The organism is Prosthecomicrobium sp. N25 (genome assembly GCF_037203705.1).
GTDB lineage: Bacteria > Pseudomonadota > Alphaproteobacteria > Rhizobiales > Ancalomicrobiaceae > Prosthecodimorpha.
On record NZ_JBBCAT010000001.1, the window covers coordinates 101645 to 123678 of the forward strand.

Annotated in this window: 16 protein-coding genes; 12 read left to right on the forward strand and 4 right to left on the reverse strand. The window is 70.6% G+C overall.

Annotated features, from left to right (window positions below; genetic code table 11):
• Position 1 precedes the first annotated feature (1 nt).
• Genes WBG79_RS00460 through WBG79_RS00470 form a run of 3 tightly spaced genes read right to left on the reverse strand, consistent with a single transcriptional unit; the run spans position 2 to position 5438 of the window.
• The gene (locus tag WBG79_RS00460) at positions 2 to 1282 is read right to left on the reverse strand and encodes a nitrous oxide reductase family maturation protein NosD (protein WP_337357857.1); all 1281 of its coding nucleotides are present in this window, start codon (positions 1280 to 1282) and stop codon (positions 2 to 4) included.
• 5 nt (positions 1283 to 1287) lie between these two features.
• Positions 1288 to 3207 carry a TAT-dependent nitrous-oxide reductase gene (gene nosZ, locus WBG79_RS00465; RefSeq protein WP_337355142.1) on the reverse strand — a complete coding sequence of 640 codons (1920 nt, stop codon included), beginning with the start codon at positions 3205 to 3207 and terminating at the stop codon, positions 1288 to 1290.
• A gap of 23 nt (positions 3208 to 3230) precedes the next feature.
• Positions 3231 to 5438 (reverse strand): 4Fe-4S binding protein, encoded by a 2208-nt coding sequence (locus WBG79_RS00470; protein WP_337355143.1) that lies wholly within the window; start codon positions 5436 to 5438, stop codon positions 3231 to 3233.
• 726 nt (positions 5439 to 6164) lie between these two features.
• Here WBG79_RS00470 and WBG79_RS00475 point away from each other — a divergent pair.
• The 12 genes from WBG79_RS00475 (at position 6165) to WBG79_RS00530 (ending at position 20599) form a co-directional block, all read left to right on the forward strand.
• A complete protein-coding gene (locus tag WBG79_RS00475; RefSeq protein ID WP_337355144.1) occupies positions 6165 to 7268 on the forward strand; it encodes a glycosyltransferase family 4 protein in 1104 nt (367 codons plus the stop codon).
• 317 nt (positions 7269 to 7585) lie between these two features.
• A complete protein-coding gene (locus WBG79_RS00480) occupies positions 7586 to 9244 on the forward strand; it encodes a hypothetical protein (RefSeq protein ID WP_337355145.1) in 1659 nt (552 codons plus the stop codon).
• Positions 9245 to 9396: 152 nt separating this feature from the next.
• Positions 9397 to 10419, forward strand: a complete 1023-nt coding sequence (locus WBG79_RS00485) for a Gfo/Idh/MocA family protein (RefSeq protein ID WP_337355146.1) — start codon at positions 9397 to 9399, stop codon at positions 10417 to 10419.
• Positions 10416 to 11660 (forward strand): ribulose-bisphosphate carboxylase large subunit family protein, encoded by a 1245-nt coding sequence (locus WBG79_RS00490; protein ID WP_337355147.1) that lies wholly within the window; start codon positions 10416 to 10418, stop codon positions 11658 to 11660. The genes WBG79_RS00485 and WBG79_RS00490 overlap by 4 nt, the downstream gene beginning before the upstream one ends.
• Positions 11657 to 13039, forward strand: coding sequence for a four-carbon acid sugar kinase family protein (locus WBG79_RS00495; protein ID WP_337355148.1), 1383 nt, complete (start codon positions 11657 to 11659; stop codon positions 13037 to 13039). The genes WBG79_RS00490 and WBG79_RS00495 overlap by 4 nt, the downstream gene beginning before the upstream one ends.
• A gap of 21 nt (positions 13040 to 13060) precedes the next feature.
• The gene (locus WBG79_RS00500; protein ID WP_337355149.1) at positions 13061 to 13897 is read left to right on the forward strand and encodes a phosphogluconate dehydrogenase C-terminal domain-containing protein; all 837 of its coding nucleotides are present in this window, start codon (positions 13061 to 13063) and stop codon (positions 13895 to 13897) included.
• A 33-nt stretch (positions 13898 to 13930) separates the two neighbouring features.
• The gene (locus tag WBG79_RS00505; RefSeq protein ID WP_337355150.1) at positions 13931 to 15208 is read left to right on the forward strand and encodes an ABC transporter substrate-binding protein; all 1278 of its coding nucleotides are present in this window, start codon (positions 13931 to 13933) and stop codon (positions 15206 to 15208) included.
• Positions 15205 to 16140 (forward strand): carbohydrate ABC transporter permease, encoded by a 936-nt coding sequence (locus tag WBG79_RS00510; RefSeq protein ID WP_337355151.1) that lies wholly within the window; start codon positions 15205 to 15207, stop codon positions 16138 to 16140. The genes WBG79_RS00505 and WBG79_RS00510 overlap by 4 nt, the downstream gene beginning before the upstream one ends.
• On the forward strand, positions 16137 to 17012 hold the full coding sequence (locus WBG79_RS00515) for a carbohydrate ABC transporter permease (protein ID WP_337355152.1): 876 nt from the start codon (positions 16137 to 16139) through the stop codon (positions 17010 to 17012). Before WBG79_RS00510 ends, WBG79_RS00515 begins: the two co-directional genes overlap by 4 nt.
• A 20-nt stretch (positions 17013 to 17032) precedes the next feature.
• On the forward strand, positions 17033 to 17938 hold the full coding sequence (locus WBG79_RS00520) for a nucleoside hydrolase (RefSeq protein WP_337355153.1): 906 nt from the start codon (positions 17033 to 17035) through the stop codon (positions 17936 to 17938).
• Positions 17939 to 17942: 4 nt separating this feature from the next.
• On the forward strand, positions 17943 to 18701 hold the full coding sequence (nanR, locus tag WBG79_RS00525) for a transcriptional regulator NanR (protein WP_337355154.1): 759 nt from the start codon (positions 17943 to 17945) through the stop codon (positions 18699 to 18701).
• Positions 18698 to 20599 (forward strand): hypothetical protein, encoded by a 1902-nt coding sequence (locus tag WBG79_RS00530; protein ID WP_337355155.1) that lies wholly within the window; start codon positions 18698 to 18700, stop codon positions 20597 to 20599. The genes nanR and WBG79_RS00530 overlap by 4 nt, the downstream gene beginning before the upstream one ends.
• A gap of 13 nt (positions 20600 to 20612) precedes the next feature.
• On the opposite strand, the gene WBG79_RS00535 is transcribed toward WBG79_RS00530, so the two are convergent.
• The gene (locus WBG79_RS00535) at positions 20613 to 21884 is read right to left on the reverse strand and encodes an apiosidase-like domain-containing protein (protein ID WP_337355156.1); all 1272 of its coding nucleotides are present in this window, start codon (positions 21882 to 21884) and stop codon (positions 20613 to 20615) included.
• Positions 21885 to 22034 lie beyond the last annotated feature (150 nt).

A 22034-nucleotide genomic window follows, 5' to 3' on the forward strand; every position in this document is an offset into this window, starting at 1 on the left:
GTCAGCTGCCCTCCTTCGGGCCCTTGGCCGGGTCCGGCGCGATCTCGACGGGCTTCATCAGCGGATGGCTGTCGATCACGCCCCCGGGCAGCAGGCCGGGGAAGCGCGACTGGGACCAGCGGATGAGCTGCACCGCCGGCGAGCCGATCAGCAGTCGCGCGGAGGGCTGGGACCAGAGGATCTGGTCGACGACGTCGTTCGGCCGGTAGGGGCTGTCGGCGAGGCCGTCGCCGTCCAGGTCGAAGGCGGCGTTGTCGGACCAGTAGTTGCCGCGGCCCTTGTCGGACCATTCGTGCCACTTGGTGCCGACGTATTTCACCTGGGTCCGGTTGCCCACGAAGGCGTTGCCGGCGATGACGTTGCGGTCCGAGCCGGCGGTGAAGTGGATGCCGATCGCGCAGCCCTCGAAGCGGTTGCCGAGCACCCGGTTCTTGTTGGCGTTGTACATGAACAGGCACTTGTCGCGCCCGTCGAGCACCAGGTTGCCGGTGACCGTGGAGTCGTTGGCGTAGTTGAGCAGGATGCCGTGGCTGCGGTCGCGGATCGAGCGGTTGTCCTTGAGGACCAGCCGCTTGGAATACATCAGCGCATACCCGAGGTCGTTGCCGACCGAGACGTTGCCGCTGACCTCGATGTCGTCGGCGTTCATGGAGTGGACCGCGAAGCGCAGCTCCTCGAAGCGGTTGTTGCGGTAGACGGCCTTCGAGGAGGTGTTGATGAAGAGCCCGTCTCGCCCGGAGCGGATCAAGTTTTCCTCCACGGTGAGGCCCGGTGCCTGCCAGACGTAGACGCCCGGGCCGCGCTCGCTCTGCCGGAGGTCCCGCCGGCCCACGATGGCGTTGCCGCTGATCGTCACGTCGCGCCCGCCGTGCACGTCGACGCCCACCAGGTTGTTGACGATGCGGTTCCCCTCGACGCGCGTGCGGAGCGCGCCCTTCAGGACGGAGATGCCCGCGTCGATCGTCTTCAGGGACGGGCCGGACCCGGTCACGTAGAGCCCGCGCAGCACCACGTCCGGGCCGGTCACCCGGATCACCGAGCCGGTGCCGGTGCCCCTGACGGTGGCGGCGCCGCCGCCGTCCAGGGTCAGCGGCTTGTCGATCTCGACAGGTCCGCCGTGAAGGCCCGGCGCGAGCCGGAGGATGTCCCCCGGCTCGGCCGTCTCGATCGCGTGGACCAGCGCGCCCGGCTCGGCCGGCACCGTGCGCTCGCCCGCCGACGTCGAGGTCGGGAGGCACGCGGCGGCGAGGAGCCCGAGGAGCGGGACGGGACAGGCGCGCATGGCGGTCACGCGGTGCGACGCTTCACCAGCATCCGGCCCTGCATCTCCATGTGGAGCGCATGGCAGAACCACTGGCAGTAGTAGTGGTACACGCCCGGCTTGTCGGCCTTGAAGGTGACCGAGGCGGTCGCCTGCGGGGCGAGCTCCATGGCGACCCCGTAGTTGGCCAGGGTGAAGCCGTGCGCGAGGTCGTCGACGTCGTCGAGGTTGGTGATCGTGATGGTCACCTCGTCACCCTCGTTGACCTCGAACTTCTCGATGCTGAAGGCCGGCGCGGTGGTGGTCATGTAGACCCGCACCTTGGTGCCGTCCCGGATCACGTGCTCGGCCTTCTCGAGGTCGACGCCATCCTTCTTGGCGAGCTGGCGCGCGTCCTCCCAGAACGGGTCGTCGCGGTCCCAGACGGTCTTCGGATTGATCTTCGACCGGTGGACGATGACGCAGTCGTGCGGCTCGGCGTAGGTCGGGCTGTCGTGCACGATCTTCATCCGGTCGCCCGAGATGTCGATCAGCTGCTCGTTCTCCGGCTTGATCGGGCCGACGTTCAGGTAGCGGTCCTTGGAGAACTTGTTGAGGGCGACCACCCACTTGCCGTCGGCCTCGGCGGTCTCGCCCATGGTCGCCTGCACGTGGCCCGGCTGGTAGTGGACGTCCACCTTGTCGACGATCGGGTCGACCTTCTCGCCCCTGTAGGCGCGGCTCGCCTTGTCGAGGTTCCACTTCACCACCTGGCTGTCCAGGAACAGCGTGGTGAAGCAGTTGCCCTTGCCGTCGAAGGTGGTGTGCAGCGGGCCGAGGCCGAGCTTCGGCTCCGCCACCACGGCCGAGCGGGGGTCGGCGCCCTTCTCGAAGATCGCGTCGACCAGGGTCACGTCGAGCACGGTCGCGGTCGGGGACAGCTTCCCGTTGATGACCACGTGGCGCTTGTCGGGAGCCGTGTTGCAGCCGTGCGGGCTGTTGGCGACGGGGATGTAGGCCGTGTAGGGCGAGCCCTTGCGGCCGTCGAGAACCGGCACGCCGTTCATGACCTGCGCCTTGCCGGCCTTCACGGCCTCCTCGATGCGCTTGATGTTGAAGACCGTGACCCAGTCCATCTCGTTGGCGGTCATTTCGGCCGTGTCGACGCCCTCTTCCGAGTTGTAGCAGGTCGAGAAGGCGTATTTGCCCTGGTAGTCCGCGTCGCAGTTGTCCAGGTTGCCCGAGACGATCACCTGCCAGGCGACCTTCATGGTGTCGCCGTCGATCGCGGTGAAGATCGACACGTACTTCTTGGGCTCGTCGAGCACGGTGCCGTCGTTCGGCAGCGGCACCCGGTGCTCCCCGTTGGCGAAGACGTAGCCGGTGCGCGGATACTTCTGGTTCCTGAGGCCGTGCAGGTCGGAGGCGTTCGGCACCTCCACGATCTTGTCGACCTTCATGACGTCGCAGCGGATGCGGGCGACGCGGGTGTTCGCCTTGTCGTTCACGAAGATGTAGCGGCCGTCGTAGCTGCCGTCCGTGTAGGACATGCGCGGGTGATGGGCGTCGCCGTTGAGGAAGGTCTTCTGGCCCTGCTTGGCGAGGAACGCCTTGGTGACCGGCAGGAGATCCTGGGTGGCGACCTTGAGGCTCTCGTTCGTCTGCAGCCAGCCCGAGGCGGAGCAGCGGTTGAACACCGGGATGCGCATCAGCTCGCGCATGGACGGGACCCCGACGATGCGGATCTCGCCCGACTGCCCGGACGACCAGATGCCGTAGTATTCGTCGAGCTCGCCGGGCTCCAGCACGTGCTTCGCCCCGGCTCCGGCCGCCTGGGCGGCGTTGCCGGAGACGAGGGTGGCGCCGGTTCCCGCGGCGGCCGCGGCGACGCCCGCGACGAGCGCGGTCTTGGCTGTGCCGCCGAGCAGGGCTCTGCGGGAAAGTTCGGTATCGGCCTTGTCGGACATGATGGTCTCCTTCGATCCGACGGTCATTCCGCGGGCGCCGGCGCCTTCGCCGGAACCTTGGAAGGGGTGGGGGAGGGGGGCTTGAGGCCCGTCTGCTCCTCGAAGCGCTGGCGCTTCTTCATGCGCTGCACGACGACCGGGCACTTGGCCGTGTGCTGGTAGAGGACTTGGCAGTTGAGGCAGGAGATGCACTCGTTGGGATTGATCTCGCCGGTCGGGTGGATCGCCTCGACGGGGCAGTCCTTGGCGCAGACCTGGCAGGGCGAGCCGCATTCCCGGTAGCGCTTCAGCCAGCGGAACATGTGCAGCCGGGCCGGGATCGCGAGCGCGGCGCCGAGCGGGCAGAGGTAGCGGCAGTAGAAGCGCTCGATGAACAGGCCGGCGACGAGGAGCAGCACCGCGAAGAGCACGAAGGGCCAGGCGCGGACGAACTTCAGGATGATCGCCGTCTTGAACGGCTCCACCTCGGCGTAGTGCTCGGCGACGTCGAGGCTGTACAGCGACAGGCCGAAGAGGCCGAGGAAGATCATGTACTTCAACGGCCACAGGCGCTCGTGCAGGCCCCACGGCAGCTTCACCTGCGGGACGCCCAGCCGGCGTGCGAGCTTGTTGGTCAGTTCCTGGAGGGCGCCGAACGGGCAGAGCCAGCCGCAATAGGCGCCGCGCCCCCAGAAGAGCAGCGCCGCGGCGACCGAGAACCACAGGGTGAAGACCAGCGGGTCCATCAGGAACGTGTCCCATCGGAAACCCGAGGTGGCGGCGTTGACGAAGGCGAGCACGTTGACGACCGAGAGCTGAGCGTTGGCCCAGAAGCCGATGAAGACCAGCGTGTAGAGCAGGAATCCGGTCCTCAGGGCGTTGAACAGCCGCTCGTTGCGGGTCGCCTGCGCCTGGAAGAAGAAGATGCCGGTGAGGAGCAGGATGCCGCCCGCCAGGATCGAGACCTCGGTCTTCTTGTCGGCCCAGATGCGGGCCCACAGGTGCTCGACCGTGTCGCCCTCGGGGCGGTTCGTCGCGGCGGCCGGCTGGCTCGCGGCCGGCGCGGCCGGCGGCAGGGCCAGCCACCGGGCCGGCAGTTGGTAGCCGAGGTCGTAGGTGAGGAAGATCTTGTCGACCGGGCCGACCGCGCGCTGGACGAGCAGTTGCAGCCGGAACGGAGCGCCCGGTTCGAAGCCCGCCTCCCGGGGGATGATGAAGAGGTCGGCCTCCGGGAAGGCCGGGGCGCCCGCCGCCGCGACCTCGCCGACGCGCCGTTGCTGCTTGTCGCGGAAGCGGACGGAGCGGTCGCCCTGGACGAGCGTGATGCGGTCGAAGATGCCGCCGCGGACGTAGCCGGAGCCCTTGTAGGAATAGCGGCCGCGTCCGGCGACGAAGAGGGCGTGCTCTCCGTCCTTCAGCCGCGCCTTGAGGTTCGCCCACTCCGCCTCGCCGAGCAGGCTGCGGCCGATCGAGGGCACGTCGGCGAGCCCGACATAGAGGTCGACATAGGCGTCCTCGGCGGGGCCAGGCTCGACGTGGGCCTCGTTGCGTGGGTCGCCGATCCTGGCGAAGGCCTCGTTGATCTGGCCGACGTCGACCGTCAGCCGCTTGAGCGAGCCGTCGCCCACCAGGGCCTCGAAGTCGCGGATCTCCAGCCGGCCGGCGTCGATGGCCGGCTTCGGCCCGGTGTCCGCCCGCCCGTCGCTCAGGCCGCCGAGCTTCAGCGCGCGGGCGACCTTGAGGCCGGCGCGCACGATCGAATCGTCGATGACCATGATGGTGACGGTCGCGCCCGAGACGATGTCGAGTTCGTGCGCGAGGCCCGTGCCCCGCGCCTCCTTGCGCAGGTCGAGCCCGGCATACTTAGCCGTCACCTCGCGGATCCGCGCGTCCGGGATGCCGATCAGGACGATCGGCTCGGAATGCTTGACCAGCTTCACGCCGCGCACGACGGCGTCCTTGTCGACCGCCGCGACCACGTGGATCGGCTTGCCGGAATACCCGGTGGTGGGCACGAAGTCGGAGGTCAGGAAGGCCCACGCGACGGTCTCTCCCCCCTTGAGGACGGGGGTGACGCGCAGATCCTGGCGCTGCGTTCCGAAGCCCTCCGCCCCGGGCACGAGCTCGGACGCCTCCAGGGCGGCGAGGAAGTCCGCCAGCCGGGCCTCGGCGAGGGCAGGGCCTGCGCCCGCGACGCCGATCAGGAGCGCCAGCAGGGCGAGCAGGAGGACGATCGGACGGGGAAGCGGCATGATGCTCTGGCCTCGGGCTCCCGGTCGGAGCCGGCGGCCTCTTCTAGTTCGAGAGCCGCCGGCCCGATCTTGACGACCGTCAAGCGGGCCACCTCGCACGAGTTGAGATCGGTGAAGACACTGACCTCGACCTCCTCCGGCCCGGCCGCCGGCGTGCGGGGCACCTGGGCAAAGTCCTGTTCGAGGCCTATGGCATCCCGAAGCCGGCGCCGAACGCGTCCGCGCCGGGTGCTGCGCCGAGCTGAGGCCGGCCGCCCTCGAAGGGTGGTTAGAGCGGGGAGGACCCGCGTGATCGCCCCGCGATCCCCTGGGCCGGCGAGACGGATCGACCCATCCACCCGACGGCAAAACAATCGCATCGCCCGCCTTGAATTGAACTCGGCCTCGCCTCGTGCAGAATGACATTCTGTCGGCCGGAAGCGCTGGCTGTGTTCCGGCACGACCGGCGGGGTGAATGGTGCTGAAATCTTGGCGTATCTGACACCCGTTAGCCCGTGCCACGCATGAGCGTCGCACGTTGGGCGGAGCGAATGGTCGGGCCCTGCGGCCGATTCGGAAAACGGATCGGGGCTCGGCCCCTGCCGGGGGCCGGCCTCGTCCCGGGCGGCGGGGCTCGGGTCTGTACGAGCCTGGCCCGGCTCGCACGCCGGCATCGGCCCAAGGCCTATGGTGCCGGCCCGGAGCGCATGCGGGCCCCGGTCGGCGGGTGAGGACCGGAGCGTCACGATGGACCTCGTCTACGTCTACGGTCTCGAGCTTCCCAACACAGCCGCCAATTCCGGCGCCGTGCTCGGCCTGTGCGACGCGCTGGCGGATCTCGGGCATCGGGTCACGCTCGCCCATGCGGGGGAGGCGGCCGCGGAAGCCGATATCCGCCGGGACTACGACCTCGATCCGGCCGTGCGGCTCCGTACGGTCCGGATCCGGGCGGGCTTCCGCCACTATCCCGGGATGGCGCTCGAGGCGCTCCGCGAGGCTCCCGGGGCCGTCCTCATCACCCGCATGCCGATCGTCGCCGCGGTGGCCGCCATGGCGGGGCGGCCGGCGATCCTGGAGATGCATCAGCGCTTCGAGACGGCCCGCCGCTGGCCCTTCTGGCGCTGGGGGCTGGTGACGGTGCCCAGGCGCCGCCTGGCCGTCGCCGCGCTGACGCCCGCGCTCGTCGAGGACGCGAGGCGGGACCCCTTCGCGCGCCGGTTCCCCATGGAGGTCATCCCCAGCGGGGCGCCCGACTACGGGGGGCCGCAGGCGCGCCCGCAGCCGGATGTCGACGTGGGTTATCTCGGCAGCTTCAAGCCCGGCAAGGGCATCGAACTCGTCGCGGCCCTCGCCGCGGCGCGACCGTCGGTCCGCTTCGTCGTCTTCGGCGACCCCTCGGCCAATCCCGACGCCGCCGCCGAACTCGCCGCCCTCGGCAACGTGGAACTCGCCGGCCACGTGCCACGCGCCGGGGTGGCGGCCGCGCTCGCCCGCTTCCGCATCGGACTGGCGCCCTACGGCCGGGCCGGCTTCGGCGGTGCGCCCGGCACGCCCTTCGTCAGCTCCGACAGCCTGTCGTCGCTGAAGCTCGTCGAATACATGTCCTCCGGCCGGGCGATCATCTCCTCGGCCATCCCGTCGGTCGCCGCGATGGTCGAGGACGGCGCCTCGGCCCTGCTCTGCGACCCGGAGCGTCTGCCGGACTGGCTGGCCGCGCTCGATCGCCTGCTCGCCGACCCCGGCCTGGTGGACCGCATGGCGGCCGCGGGTCGCGCGAGGTTCCTCGCCGACTACACGTTCCGCATCCGCGCGGAGCGCTTCGCAACCCTGGCCGCCTCGCTGCGGCCCTGAGCCGCCGCCGCTCCTGTGAGGCTACGGGTATTTGCGGGGCTCTCCAGGCCTGATGACAAGTCGAACCCAAGTCCTTAATGAATTCTGAAGCGGAGCACCGGATCGCGACCTTGGATTGGAAAGCAAATCGTGAATTCGGACAAATCTTAGGAGTGAATCTAGGTTCAGATTAAAAGAGGGTGCCGTAGGATCACCGTTGACCAGTACAGGCTGACTGAAACCTGTCGGTAAACGGACCTTAAGAAGAGGCACCTGGTATGTTTAACGTGAAACGTGGCGTTCTGGCCGGAGCGTTCGCACTTGCATCCACGGCGGCCATGGCGCAGAGCGCCTTCGTCGACCCGCAGAACGGAGCGGTTCCCCCTGGCCACCCGCGCGCCTTCCCGAGCGCGCAGGGCTTCGGCAAGATCGCGGCCGTCAGGTCTTCCGACCGGGTCGTCTACCGCGTCGACACGCTCGACGACGTCGTCAGCGCGACCGACGGCAAGATCTCGCTGCGCGAGTGCCTGCTCGCCTCGCCGATCACCACTCCCTACGTCATCCCGGGCGGCAAGCCGCGCGTCTGCGTCTTCGACGTGGCCGGCCAGATCGTCGTGAACTCCGCGTTCCGCATCACGGTCCCGGGCCTCTACATCGCCGGCCAGACTGCGCCGGCGCCGGGCATCGAGATCAAGCTCGGCCCGCTGATGACCACGGTGGACACGCCGTTCCACGTGTTCCGTGGCTCCACGGACGTGATCGTCCGCCACATGCGCTTCCGCCTCGGCTCGCATAACGACGGCCGGCCGAAGAGCCAGAACGGCGATCCCTTCCGCCTCTCGATGGTCAAGCGGGTCATCTTCGATCACGTGACCAGCATGTACGGGACGGACGAGTCCTGGGACATGAACTCGGTCGAGGACGTCACCGCGCAGTGGTCGATCATCGGCCCGAACATCTGCCGCGAGGCCGGCCACGTCTCGACCATCCACTGCAAGTCGCTGTTCATCAAGCCGGGCCAGCGCGCGACCGTCTTCGCCAACCTGTCGCAGCACGGCGTCCACCGGGGCATGAACATCGCGCCGGGCGTCGCGGTCCGCAAGTCCGACGGCACCTGGCTCGCCGAGACCCCCGGGCAGATCGACGTGGTCAACAACCTGATCTTCGACTACACGGTCGAGTCCGGCCTGATCTCCAACGAGTTCGGCCACGCCTACGTCAACTACGTCGGCAACACCGTGTTCCGGTCAGGATATCTGGCCCCCAACAACTTCCCGATCGGCCTCTACAACGTCAATGCCGCGAGCCCGAACGGCTTCAAGATCTACGCGTCCGGGAACTCCACGTTCCGGACCCGCATCGCCGGCGAATTCGGCCAGACAACCAGCGACGACCAGCGCCTCGCCGCCGGCCTGATCCCCGGGACCCTCGCCGCGAACGTCTGTGGCATCGGCACGAACGGCAAGAAGGACTGCTCGAAGACCGGCACCCAGGTGGTCAGCACCACCGAACTCGCCCTCGTTCCCGGCGTGTCGGGCCTGTCTGTGGACCGCGACGCCATGGGTACCTCCGAGCAGGCCACCCGCGCCATCGCGGCCTTCGCCGGCGCCAACATGTGCCGGGGCGAGTGGTGCCGCGACAAGACGGACGACTACTTCATCGACGACTTCCGCACCTGCCACCAGCTCCCGCGCTTCCGTGAGGGCGGCGTGCTCCAGATCGGCGAGGTCGGCTATCCGGGCTACATGGGCGGGTCGGCGTACCTGCCGCTCAAGGACACCGACCACGACGGTATGCCGGACGATTGGGAGACGGCTCATGGCCTGAACCCGAGCGTCGCCGACGGCAACCTCGACGCGGACCGGGACGGCTACACCAACCTCGAGGAATATTTGTCCGAGATGGCCAAGGACGACGAGATGACCACCGGCGTGATGGCCAAGGCCACGGGTGCGCTGCCGGCCTACAACTGCGGCTTCGCCCCGGTCCTGCCCTGAGGGCCGCCGGCCCGGGCGGGCCGATCCAAAGACGCGTGAACGCGGGGACCGCCGATGGGCGGTCCCCGTTTTCGTTCGGACCCGGAGGCGGTCCCGTCGACACTCGATCCTAACTGGTGTAATGACATCACGTGTCATCACCCGGAGGTCGGATGCGCGGCGCCCTGATCGGTTGCGGCTTCTTCGCCCGGAACCACCTCGCCGCCTGGCGCGGGCTGGGCGTCGACATGGTCCTGTGCGACCGGGTGCGCGAGCGAGCAGAGGCGCTCGGGGCCGAGTTCGGCGCCGCCGCCCTGTGGACCGACGCGGCCGCGATGCTGGCCGGCGAGAGGCTCGACTTCGTGGACATCGCCACCACGGTGGAGAGTCATCGGGCCCTGGTCGAGCAGGCCGCCGCCCGCGGCCTGCCGACGATCTGCCAGAAACCCTTCGCGCTCGACCTCGACGAGGGCCGCGCCATGGTGGCCGCGGCGGCCCGCGCCGGCGTGCCGCTTCTCGTCCACGAGAACTTCCGCTGGCAGACCCCGATGCTGGCGGTCGCCGACGCGCTGACCGCCGGAGCGGTCGGCCGGCCCCACTTCGGGCGGATCTCGTTCCGCCACGGCTTCGACATCTATGCCAACCAGCCCTACCTCGCGACCGAGCCTCGGCTCGCCCTGGTCGACGTCGGCGTCCACGTCCTCGACCTCGCCCGCTTCTTCCTCGGAGACGTGACGCGCCTCTATGCCCGCACGCAGCGGCTCAACCCGAAGGTCGCCGGCGAGGACGCCGCGACTCTCGTCCTCGACCATGCCGGCGGCGCGGTCTCGACCGTCGAGATCTCCTTCTTCTCCCGGCTCGACCCCGATCCCTTCCCGCAGACCCTGGTCCGCATCGAGGGGGACCGCGGCACCGTGGAGCTCGGCCAAGACTACCGCCTCTCCGTCACCTCCGCGGGCCGCACCGCCGTCCGCAGCGTCGAGCCGGCGGTGCCGCCCTGGGGCGCCCGGCCCTGGCATGCGATCCAGGACAGCGTCGTCAACATCGAGCGTCACTTCCTCGATTGCCTGCGGACCGGGGCTGAGCCCCGTCCCTCCGGCGCCGACAACCTGAAGACCCTGGAACTCGTCTTTGCCGCCTACGACAGCGCCGCCCGCGGCGAGGCCGTGGCCTTCCCCCGGGAGGCGGGCCGGTGAGCGACAGGATCGCCGCGACCTACATCCTGGAGACCGCCGACGATCCCGCGCGCGCCGCCGCGGTCATCGCGGGCGAACAGTCGAGCGGCACCTTCGTGGCCCTCCGCCGCGAGACGGCGGGCCTCCTGGAGCGCTCCGGCGCCGAGGTCGAGGCGCTCGAGATCCTCGGCGAGGTCCCCGGCCCGTCTCTGCCGGGATCCAGGCCGGGTCCCGTCCACCGCCGCTGCCGGCTGCGCCTCTCCTGGCCGCTCGGCAACCTCGGCCCGTCCCTTCCCAACCTCGTCGCCACCGTCGCCGGCAATCTCTTCGAATTGAAATGCGTCGCCGGGCTCCGCCTCGTCGGCCTCGACCTGCCGGAGGCCTTCGCGGCCCGCTACCCGGGGCCCCGCCACGGCATCGCGGGCACCCGCACCCTCGCGGGCGTCCCGCAGGGTCCCCTGATCGGCACGATCGTCAAGCCGAGCGTCGGCCTCTCGCCGGAGGAGACCGCCGAGGAGGTCGCCGCGCTGGTCGCCGGCGGCATCGACTTCGTCAAGGACGACGAGCTCCAGGCCGACGGCCCGAACTGCCCCTTCGAGGCCCGCGTCAAGGCGGTCATGCGCGTCGTGCGCGCGGGCGCCGAGCGGACCGGCCGCAAGGCCATGGTGGCCTTCAACCTGACGGGCGACCTCGACGAGATGCGGCGGCGCCACGATCTCGTGCTCGCCGAGGGCGGGACCTGTGTGATGGCGAGCCTGCACTCGGTCGGCTTCGTCGGCATCCTGGAACTCGCGCGCCACAGCGTCCTGCCGATCCACGGCCATCGCAACGGCTGGGGATACCTCTCCCGCCACCCGGCCCTCGGCTTCGACTACGCTCCCTGGCAGATGCTCTGGCGTCTGGCCGGCGTCGACCACCTGCACGTCAACGGCCTCGCCAACAAGTTCTGCGAGCCGGACGACAGTGTCGTGGCCTCCGCGCGGGCCGTGCTCGCGCCCGTGTTCCCGTCGCGCCCGATGGCCGCCATGCCGGTCTTCAGCTCAGGGCAGACCGTCCGCCAGGCCGCTCCCACCTTCGCGGCCGTCGGCACCACGGACCTGATCTTCGCCGCCGGCGGCGGCATCTTCGGCCATCCCGCCGGCGTGAAGGCGGGCGTCGAGGCCCTCCGGGCGGCCTGGGACGCGGCGGTCGCGGGCGAGCCCCTGGAGGCGGTCGCCCGGCGGGACCCCGGCGTCGCCGCCGCGATGGAGATCGGGCGATGAGCGCCCCGCCCGCCCTGCCGGACGGCCTGCTCCTCGCCTACTACGGCGACGACTTCACCGGTTCCACCGACACCATGGAGGTGCTGACCTTCGCGGGCCTCGAGACGGTCCTGTTCCTGGAGGACCCCACGCCGGCGCGGCTCACCCGCTTCCCCGGCGCCCGTGCGGTCGGCATCGCCGGAGTCTCCCGCAGCCGCGACCCGGACTGGATGCGCGAGCACCTGCCCGGTCGCTTCGCCGCCCTCGCCCGGCTCGGCGCGCCGATCCTGCAGTACAAGGTCTGCTCCACCTTCGATTCCGCACCCCATGTCGGCTCGATCGGGGCGGCGATCGATCTCGGCGTCGCCTTCGCGCCCGGGTCGCGCTTCACCCCGGTGGTGGTCGGCGCGCCGCGGCTCCGGCGCTACCAGGCCTTCGGCAACCTCTTCGCCGCGATCGACGGGGTCGGTTACCGCCTCGACCGGCACCCGACCATGGCGCACCACCCGGTCACCCCCATGGCCGAGGCCGACCTGCGCCTGCATCTCGCCCGACAGACCGGCCGGCGTCTCGGGCTCGTCGACCTCGTCGCCCTGAAGCAGGGCCGCGGCACCGCCGCGCTCGCCGGCCTTCAGGCAGACGATTGCCCAGCGGTCTTCATCGACCTGTTCGACGACGAGACAAGCGCCGAAGCCGGACGCCTCGTCTGGGACCACCGGGGCGATGGCCTCTTCACCGCCTCCTCGTCGGGATTGCAATACGCGCTCGTCGCCCACTGGCGCGCCGCCGGCCTCCTCGGGCCGGAGACGCCCCCGCGGCCGGCCGCGCCGGTCGACCGGATCGCGGTCGTGAGCGGCAGCGCCTCCCCGGCGACGGCTGGCCAGATCGCCTGGGCGGAGGCCAACGGCTTCGAGCCGATCCGCCTCGACGCCGCGAGGGTCGCCGCGGAGTCTCGCGAGGTCGAGCGCGAGGGCGGCCGGCTGGCCGGCGCCGCCCTCGAGGCTCTCGGCCGCGGCCGCGACCCGCTCGTCTTCAGTGCCCAAGGGCCGGCCGATCCCGCGCTCGCCGCCACCCGGGACGCCGCCCGCCGCGCCGGCCTGCGCCCCGGCGAGGCGGGGCGCCGCATCGGCCGGACCCTCGCCGTCGCCCTGCGCCGCATCCTGGACGAGGCGCGGCTGCCCCGCGTCGCGGTCGCGGGCGGCGACACCTCCGGCGAGGTGGCCGGCGGGCTCGGCCTCTTCGCTCTGACCGCCCTCGCCCCGCTCGCGCCGGGCTCCCCGCTCTGCCGCGCCTGGTCCGACGATCCCGGCCGCTCCGGCCTGGAGGTCGCGCTCAAGGGCGGGCAGGTGGGTCCGCCGTCCTTCTTCGGCGCCGTGAAGGCCGGCGCGCCCCTGACCTGACACGAGAGGAGAACCCCGTCCATGCAGAAGATCGCACTGCTCGGCGCCGGCGGGAAGATGGGAAGACGGCTCGCCACCAACCTGCGCGGCGGCCCCTGGCAGGTCGACCACGTCGAGGTGAACCCGACCGCCCGCGCGGCGGTCGAACGCGACCTCGGGGTCGCCTGCGTGCCCGCCGACAACGCCCTGGCGGACGCCGACGCCATCCTGATGGCCGTCCCGGACGCCCTCATCGGCAAGATCGCCAAGAGCTTCATCGAGCGGGTGAAGCCGGGCGGCGCCATCGTGATGCTCGACGCCGCCGCCCCGCATGCCGGCGAGCTGCCGAGGCGGGACGACGTCACCTACTTCGTCACCCATCCCTGCCACCCCTCGATCTTCAAGCACGAGCCGACCGCCGAGCGCCACGCCGACTATTTCGGCGGCATCGCCCCGCAGGCGATCGTCTGCGCCCTCATGCAGGGTCCGGAGGCGCACTACGCCGAGTGCGAGGCGATCGCCAGGGCGATCTATGCGCCGGTCACCGTTTCCCACCGCGTCACGGTCGAGCAGATGGCGATCCTGGAACCCGGCCTGTCGGAGACGATCGGCGCCACCCTGGTGACGGCCCTGCGCGAGGCGACCGACGCGGCGGTCAAGCGCGGCGTGCCGGCCGCGGCCGCCTTCGACTTCATGCTCGGCCACCTCGGCATCGAGCTCGCGCTCCTCTTCGACCAGTACCCCGGCCAGTTCTCGGACGGGGCGAAGCTCGCCATCGCCAAGGCCAAACCGCGGCTCCTGCGCGAGGACTGGCTGTCGGTGCTGGAACCGGCCGCCATCACGGACAGCGTCAAGGACATCTGCAATCCGGCCGGATGAGCCGGAAGCCTGAAGACAACCGGAGGAAACGCCATGTCGACGTCCTGGAACCGCCGCAGCTTCACCCTCGCTCTCGCCGGCGCCCTCGCGGCCGGCGTGCCGGTCCTCCCCGCCTCCGCCCAGACCGTGCCGTCCGGCAAGGTCACGGTCGAGCTCTTCGGCCTCGTGACCAACGGCTTCGACCCGGTCATCGAGGCCTTCCAGAAGGACTATCCGAACATCACCGTGAAGTGGACGAAGTTCGGCACCGACGAGTTCAAGCAGGCGCTGCGCGTCGGCGCCGCCTCCGGCAAGATGCCCGACCTGTGGTTCAACTGGGGCGGCAGCCTCGCCTACCCGTACAGCCGCGCCGGCCTCACCCTCGACCTCACCGGCCGCATCCAGGATCTGAAGCTCGACCAGACTCTGGTGCCGACCGCCATTGTGCTCGCCCAGGATCGCGGCAAGCTTTACGGCGTGCCGAACCGCATCGTGCCGATGACGATCGTCTACCGGAAGGAGATGTTCGAGAAGGCTGGCGTCAAGGTGCCGAACACCTTCGCGGAGCTCGAGGAGGCCTGCGCCAAGCTGAAGGCCGCCGGCATCACGCCCTTCTCGCTGGGCGGCAAGTTCAGCTGGATGACCATGCGCTTCACCGACTTCTTCATGGAGCACTACGCCGGTCCGAAGCTGCATGACCAGATCAAGGCCATGGAGGCGAGCTGGGACCAGGACGCGGTCGTGAAGTCCTTCGCCAAGCTCAAGGAATGGAACGACAAGGGCTGGTTCAACCAGGGCTTCCTGAACGTCGACCCGGCCACCAACATGCAGCTCGTCTACCAGGGCAAGGCCGCCATGGTGCTGGAGGTGCCCTCCATCGAGGTGACTCGCCTGAAGCGCGAGAACATCGACCCCTCGACCTACGGCACCTTCCTGATGCCGACCGACCAGACCCCGCGCCGCGTCTCCGGCTTCCAGCAGCAGCTGCAGGTCTCCGCCAAGGCGCCGAAGGACGTCCAGGACGCCGCCCTGCTCTTCGCCACCTACGTGGTGCGCCCGGACCTCGCGGCGAAGCACATGGCGAGCATCGGCGGGCCGAGCGCCGCCAGGGGCGTGGTGCCGGGCGCCGACTCCCCCCTCCAGGCCCAGTACGCCACCTGGCTGCAGGAGGGCCTGCAGCTCTTCCTGCCGGGCGACCAGGCGCTCCCGCAGGAGATGGTGGCCGCCTATTTCGAGGCCCAGGATTCGGTGATCCTCGGCGCCATGACGCCCGCCGAGGCCGCCAAGAGCGTCCAGCAGGCGATCACCGGCTTCAAGGCCCGCCAGCAGTGAGCCTCGGCGGGGCCGATACCGCGGCGGCGACGCCGGCGGCCGGGCGAGGGGGCTCCAACCCCCTCCGCACCGAGTGGCGGATCGGCGCGCTCTTCCTCGCGCCGGCCCTCCTCCTCTACGTGACCATCATCATCTACCCCCTGATCTATTCCTCCTGGCTGAGCCTCTTCGAATGGGACGGCATCAGCCCCACCCGGCGCTTCGTCGGCCTCGACAACTACGCGACGCTCTGGAGCCAGAACCGGGTCTTCTGGATCGCCTTGAAGAACAGCGCGCTCTGGACCGCCGTCGCCCTGGTGGTGCCGACGAGCATCGGCCTCGGCCTGGCGCTCCTCCTCAACCGCTCCTTCGCGGGCCGCGGCTTCTACCGGGGCCTCTTCTACTTCCCCGCCATCCTGTCGCTGAGCCTCTGCGGCCTGATCTGGACCTGGATCTACCACCCGACGCTCGGCTTCCTGAACCAGTTCCTCGGCTGGGTCGGCCTGGAGTCCCTGCACCGCGCCTGGCTGTCGGAGCCCTCCATCGCGCTCTTCGCCGTCATGGTGGCGGCCGGCTGGCACAACACCGGCCTGCCGATGCTGCTCTACCTCGCCGGCCTGCAGACCATCCCCAGGGAGGTGCTCGAGGCCGCCGAGGTCGACGGCGCCACGGCCTTCCAGCGCTTCCGGCACGTGACCTGGCCGATGCTGAAGGACACCACCTTCGTGGTTCTCGCCATCACCTTCATCAACTCCCTGAAGGTCTACGACGTCGTCTACGTGATGACCTTCGGCGGCCCCGCCAACCAGACCCAGGTGCTCGGCACCTGGATGTACTTCCTGACCTACAACTTCAACCGGATCGGCCTCGGCACCGCCATCGCGGTCGTGCTCTTCGGTCTGACCCTGATCTTCGCCATCCCGTACACCCGCAAGCTGGGACAGGAGTCATGAGCCTCGTGGTCGCCGGACGGGACTCGGGCTCCGCCGTCCTGCCCCATGCCGGCCGGGCCGCGATCCCGCGCATCGCCTTCTATGTCGGCCTCTCCCTCTTCGCCCTGGTCTGGATCGCGCCGGTCTTCATCCTGGTCTTCACGGCGCTGAAGTCCGCCTCCGACTTCGCCCACGGCGGCACCTTCGCGCTGCCGGAACGGATCGAATGGGCGAACTTCGCCAAGGCCTGGGACGTCGGCATCCGGACCTACTTCGCCAACTCGGCCCTGATGACCCTGGTCAAGGTCCCGGCCGGCGTGCTGATCGCCGCCATGGCGGCCTTCGCGCTGACCTTCCTGCGCCTGCCCGGCAGCCGCGCGCTCTTCACCTTCTTCATCGTCGGGCTGGTGGTGCCGATCCAGATGACGCTCGTGCCGCTGACGCTGCTGCTGCGCAACCTCGATCTCATCGACAGCCTCTTCGGCCTGTTCTGGCTCTACCTCGGCTTCGGCCTGCCCTTCGCCATCATGGTGATGCGCGGCTACATGCGGTCGATCCCGCGCGAACTGGTCGAAGCCGCGCTGATCGACGGCTGCTCCTGGTTCGGGGTCTTCCGGCGCATCGTGCTGCCCTTGTCCACGCCCGCCGTGGTGTCGCTCCTGATCTTCGACGGCATCGCCACCTGGAACGAGTTCATCCTCGCCCAGATCTTCCTGCGCCAGAACTCCAACCGCACCCTGCCGCTCGGCCTCGTCAACTTCCAGACCGAGTTCTCGACCGCCTACGAGCTCCTCGCGGCGGCCCAGTGCATCACCATCGTGCCGCTCGTCGTCGTCTACCTCTTCTTCCAGAGGTACTTCGTCGACGGCCTGTCCGGCTCGATCAAGTCATGATCCTCGGAGGGGACCCCGTCATGCCGCTGCCGCCCGAAAAGATGCACCGCGTCATCATCAACACCGACGCCAAGAACGAGGCCGACGACCAGTACGCCATCGTGCATGCCCTGCTGACCCCCTCCTTCGACCTGCACGGCATCGTGCCCGCCCACTTCGGCAGCGTGAAATCCAAGACCAGCCTGAAGGATTCCGCCGACGAGGTGGCCAGGATCCTCGACCTGATGGAGCTTTCCGGCCGCGTCCGCGTGGCCGACGGCGCCGCGGGGCCGATCCCCGACGAGGCGACCCCGGCGCCCTCGCCGGGCGCCGAGATGATCGTCCGCGAGGCCATGCGGGACGACCCGCGACCCCTCCACGTCGCCTTCCTGGGCCCGCTCACCGACATGGCCTCGGCGATCCTGATGGAGCCGCGGATCGTCCGGCGCAACGTTCGCGTGGTCTGGATCGGCGGCGGCCACTGGCCGGTCGGCGGCCGCGAGTACAACCTCTCCAACGACATCGCCGCCGCCAACGTGGTCATGCGTTCGGGCATCGAGGTCTGGCAGATCCCGATGACCGTCTACCGCCTGATGGCCGTCTCGTATGCCGAGCTCTACGAGCGGGTCTACGACAAGGGGGCGATCGGCCGCTATCTGGTCGAGCAACTGATCGACTGGAACAGCCGTATGGTCGCCGGCCCGATCGAGCACCGTTCGCTCGGCGACAGCCCGGCCATCGGCGTCATCATGTACCCGGACTGCGGCAAGTGGGAGTACCGACCCGGACCCGAGTGGAACGCCGTGATGAACTATGTGCACACCGGCCAGAACCGGCCCGTGAAGGTCTATGAAAACGTCGACCAGCGCTTTATCCAGGAGGACTTCTTCGCCAAGCTGGCACGCTTCGCCAGGGGCTTGCGCGAATTCGCCAAATTCGACGGATGACGCCATGCGGCCGGAGCCGATCCTTCGACGGAAGCTCTACCAGGAGGTTCTCGAGCGGCTTCTCGGCCGGATCGAGAGCGGCGAGATCGCGCCCGGCGATCCGCTGCCCTCCGAGCGCGAGCTGATGGAGGCCTACGGGGTCGGCCGGCCCGCGATCCGCGAGGCCCTGCAGTCGCTCGAGCGCTGGGGCATCGTCACCATCAGCCACGGCGAGCGGGCGCGCCTGGTCGTGCCCTCCGCCGACAACCTCATCGCGCAGATCCAGGAGGGCGCCCGCCACCTGCTGCGCTCGGAGCCGCATTCGCTCGGGCACCTGAAGGACGCCCGGCTGTTCCTGGAGACCGGCCTCGCCCGCCTGGCGGCCGAGCGCGCCGACGAGGCCGGCATCGCGGAGCTTCGCGCGCGCCTCGACGAGCACAAGGCGGCGCTGGCGCGCCTCGACGAGTTCATCGACCGCGACATGGCCTTCCACCGGCAGGTGGCCCGGCTGACCGGCAATCCGATCTTCCCGGCCATCATCGAGGCCATGTTCAGCTGGCTGGCCGCCTACTACCGCTCGCTCGTCCGCGCCCCCGGCGCCGAGATGCTGACCATCGCCGAGCACGAGCGCATCCTCGCGGCGATCGCGGCCCGCGATCCGGATGCCGCCGCGGCCGCCATGCACGATCACCTGAGCCGCGCCAACGCGCTCTACCGCCGCTTCGAGGCCGGCGGCGAGGACGCGGGCGAGGACGGCCGGGGCGGCGGCGGGCCGCCGTCGTGACGCCCGAGCGGCGCCTCGCGCTCTTCGGCACCGCCGAGCCCCCGCCGGCGACCCTGTCCCTGCAGGCCGGCGCGCTCACGCTCGATCTCGTCGACGGCGCCGTCGGGACCGTCACGCGGAACGGCGTCGAGATCCTGCGCGGCATCGCCTTCCTGATCCGCGACGAGGCCTGGGGGACGCCCGCCGCGGAGTTGGAGCCGCTCGCCGTCGAGACCCGCCCGGACGGGTTCCGGGTCGCGTGGCGCGGGCGCATCGCGGTCGCCGGCGCCGCCTTCGCCTTCACGGCCCGCCTCGAGGGCGACCCCGACGGGCACCTGCTCTTCGCCGTCGAGGGCGCCGCGGACGCCGACCTGAAGACCAACCGGGCCGGCTTCGTCCTCCTTCACCCGGCGGGCTTCGCCGGCCTCCCCGTCACCCTGCACACTGTCGACGGCGGCCGCACCGACGCGGTCTTCCCGACCGTGATCAGCCCCGGCCAGCCCTTCTTCGACCTGCGCGCCCTGGAGGTCCGGCTCGACGGCGTCGGCCGGGTGACCTGCCGGATGGAGGCCTCCCTCCCCGGAGACCCGCTCGGCCGCTTCGAAACCGAGGACCAGCGCAACTGGGGCGACGCCTCCTACAAGACCTACGTCGGCTCCCTCCTCGACCCCTGGCCCTACGTCCTGCAGGCCGGCCGCCCCCTGGCGCAGCGCATCGGGATCACCGTCGAGCCGGAGGCGCCGCAAGCGCGCGTCCGCTCCCGCTCCGCGCCGGCGGCCGCGGCGGTCCCTGCCCCCGTCCGCCTTCCGGTCTTCGGGCTCGGCGTTCCCCACGGCCTGGACCGGGCCGACCCCGCCGACCGCGATCGCGTGGCGGCCCTCGGGCTCCGCCGGCTTGTGGTCGAGGCGGACCTGCGGCGGCCCGGCGTCGAGGGTCACCTGCGCGCCGCGGCGGCCCTCGCGGCCCGGACCCGGGCCGACGTGCAGGTCGAACTGGTCACCCCCGCCGCGTCGCCGGCCCGCACGGAGCTCGAGGCCGCGGCCCGCCTGCTCGCTGCCGCCGGGCTCGCGCCGGAGTCCGTCCTGGTCTGCCCGGCGCCGCTCCTGAAGAGCTACCAGCCGGTCGGCCCCTGGCCCGACATCGAGCCGCTGGAGGCCTGGTACGCCGCCGCCCGGGCCGCCTTCCCGGGCGCGCGCCTCGGCGGCGGCATGCTGACGAACTTCACCGAGCTGAACCGGAAGCGCCCCGACCCTTCCGGCCTGGACTTCATCTCCCACACGACGACCGCCATCGTGCACGCCGCGGACGACCGCTCCGTGATGGAGACCCTCGAGACGCTGCCCCAGATCGCCGCCAGCGTCGCCGTGCTCTGGCCCGGCCTGCCCTACCGGCTCGGTCCCTCCTCGATCGCCATGCGGTCGAACCCCTACGGCGCTACCCTGCCTGAGAATCCGGGCTGGACGCGCATGCCGCTCGCCGACCGTGACCCGCGCCACCGCGCCCTCTTCGGCGCCGCCTGGACGGTCGGGTATGTGGCCGCGCTCGTTCCCTCGGCCCTGGAGGCGATCGCCCTCCATGCGAGCCACGGCCCCCTCGGCCTCGGCGAGGGCGCCCGCCTCTTCCCGGTCTTTCATGTGATGGCCGCCCTCGCGGAGGCGTCGGGCCGGGAGGCGGTCGCGTTGGACCTGCCGAAGTCGCTCGCCGGCCTCGCCTGGCGCGGGCCCGCCGGCACCACGGCGCTGGTCGCCAACCCGACCGCCGAGCCGGCGGACTGGCCCTTTGCGGCCCGGCCCGCCCGGGTCCTCGACGCCGCGAGCCTGGCGCCTGCGGGCGCGGACCCTGCCTGGATCCGGGCCGCGCCCACCCCCGCGCCCGCCCGCCTCGACGCCTTCGCGGTCGCGCTCGTGGCGATCGGCTAGAGCCTTCGGTCGCTCAGTCCCGTTCGGCGAGGACGAGGTAGTCGGCATTGAGCGCCGGCTGCAGGATCGTCGACGCTGCGCCGGGCAGGACCTCCGGCCAGAAGGCGGCCCGCGCCTCCAGGTCGATCGCCGTCACACGCCAGCCGGCGAGGTCGGCCGCGAGGACGAGGTCGGTCGGCGCGGGGCAGTAGACCGCGATCCGGCGGCCGTCCGCCGACGCCATGGCACGCGCCTCGGGACCGCCCGTCGTCAGGAGCCCGGTGGGGTCGAGGGCGAAGAGGGCGTGGGTCTCGAAGAGGTGCCGGGCGAAGCCCATGTCGACGGCCCCGGGAAGCTGCAGGGCGTCCTCCCAGTCGAAGGGCTCCAGCGAGCGCGCCCGGGCCAGGAAGTCGAAGCCGCGCCGGTGGAAGCTCCACACGCCGTGCGCCCCGTAGGCCACGCCCATCTTGGCACCCGACATCAGGCTCTGCCACGCGGCGCGCCGCACCTCGGCGCGCGACCAGCGGCTGCCGTCGGGCGCGATCCGCCCGTGGCCCTCGTAGCAGGGCTCGGAGTTCAGGACCGGGATCGGCTTCGGGTAGGCCCGGAACTTCTCGGCGAGCCGCCAGGCCCGGTCGGCGTGGGCCACGTGGTGCCCGGACTGGAAGGAGTAGAAGTCGACCGCCGTGTCGAAGGGCGGGGGAAGGTCGCCCTCCGGGTGCAGGTGCATGGAGATCGTCGCCTCCGGCCAGACGGCCCTTACGGCGTCGAGGGCGGCGCCGTAGTAGGGAGCCTCCATCTCGGACTCGAATCGGGTGTCGCCGCTGATCACCATCACGGGCTCGAAGCGCCGGAACCGCTCCGTCACGTGCCGCGCGTAGGGGGCGACGTTCGCCAGCGCCATCGCGGAGGCGATCGGGCTGCCGCGCGAGCAGCGGGTATCGGGCACGTAGCTGCACCACAGCACCGTGAGCACGGGGAGGAAGCCGGCCTCCACGGCCATGCCGACCATCCGCTCGGCGCGATCGAAATAGGCCGGGTTGGGCCTCGCGAAATCCCAGCGCCCGTCCGGGTGGAGTTCGAAGGGCGGGATCTCGCTCGGCGGCACGCTGCGGTCGTGGGTGATCGGCAGGATGCTGATCTGCAGCGCCGTGAAGCCCTGCCGCCTGCGCACCGCCAGGTAGCGCGCCCATTCGTCGTAGTCGACATTCGAGAAGGTCGCCCAGACGGTATCGGCCAGGTAGAAGAAGGCCTTGCCGTCCTTCAGGAAATGATCGCCGGTGGGCGCGCGCGTCAGACGAGCCATGGGGGCCTCCGGGCCGGACCGGTTGCGCCGACCTATCATGTCATCATACCAGCGCATGGGTCTATGTCCATGGCTGCCCGGAGCTCGGCGCAGCCCGGCGAGATCTCCAAAGGGAACGGGGGCGCTCCGAGCGAAATCGGACGAAGGGTC

What these genes read in the sequence shown, in the direction of transcription:
- WBG79_RS00460 (WP_337357857.1), bottom strand. Translation starts at nt 1,282, where the DNA reads ATGCGCGCCTGTCCCGTCCCGCTCCTCGGGCTCCTCGCCGCCGCGTGC.
- nosZ (WP_337355142.1), bottom strand. Translation starts at nt 3,207, where the DNA reads ATGTCCGACAAGGCCGATACCGAACTTTCCCGCAGAGCCCTGCTCGGC.
- WBG79_RS00470 (WP_337355143.1), bottom strand. Translation starts at nt 5,438, where the DNA reads ATGCCGCTTCCCCGTCCGATCGTCCTCCTGCTCGCCCTGCTGGCGCTC.
- WBG79_RS00475 (WP_337355144.1), top strand. Translation starts at nt 6,165, where the DNA reads ATGGACCTCGTCTACGTCTACGGTCTCGAGCTTCCCAACACAGCCGCC.
- WBG79_RS00480 (WP_337355145.1), top strand. Translation starts at nt 7,586, where the DNA reads ATGGCGCAGAGCGCCTTCGTCGACCCGCAGAACGGAGCGGTTCCCCCT.
- WBG79_RS00485 (WP_337355146.1), top strand. Translation starts at nt 9,397, where the DNA reads ATGCGCGGCGCCCTGATCGGTTGCGGCTTCTTCGCCCGGAACCACCTC.
- WBG79_RS00495 (WP_337355148.1), top strand. Translation starts at nt 11,657, where the DNA reads ATGAGCGCCCCGCCCGCCCTGCCGGACGGCCTGCTCCTCGCCTACTAC.
- WBG79_RS00500 (WP_337355149.1), top strand. Translation starts at nt 13,061, where the DNA reads ATGCAGAAGATCGCACTGCTCGGCGCCGGCGGGAAGATGGGAAGACGG.
- WBG79_RS00505 (WP_337355150.1), top strand. Translation starts at nt 13,931, where the DNA reads ATGTCGACGTCCTGGAACCGCCGCAGCTTCACCCTCGCTCTCGCCGGC.
- WBG79_RS00515 (WP_337355152.1), top strand. Translation starts at nt 16,137, where the DNA reads ATGAGCCTCGTGGTCGCCGGACGGGACTCGGGCTCCGCCGTCCTGCCC.
- WBG79_RS00520 (WP_337355153.1), top strand. Translation starts at nt 17,033, where the DNA reads ATGCCGCTGCCGCCCGAAAAGATGCACCGCGTCATCATCAACACCGAC.
- nanR (WP_337355154.1), top strand. Translation starts at nt 17,943, where the DNA reads ATGCGGCCGGAGCCGATCCTTCGACGGAAGCTCTACCAGGAGGTTCTC.
- WBG79_RS00535 (WP_337355156.1), bottom strand. Translation starts at nt 21,884, where the DNA reads ATGGCTCGTCTGACGCGCGCGCCCACCGGCGATCATTTCCTGAAGGAC.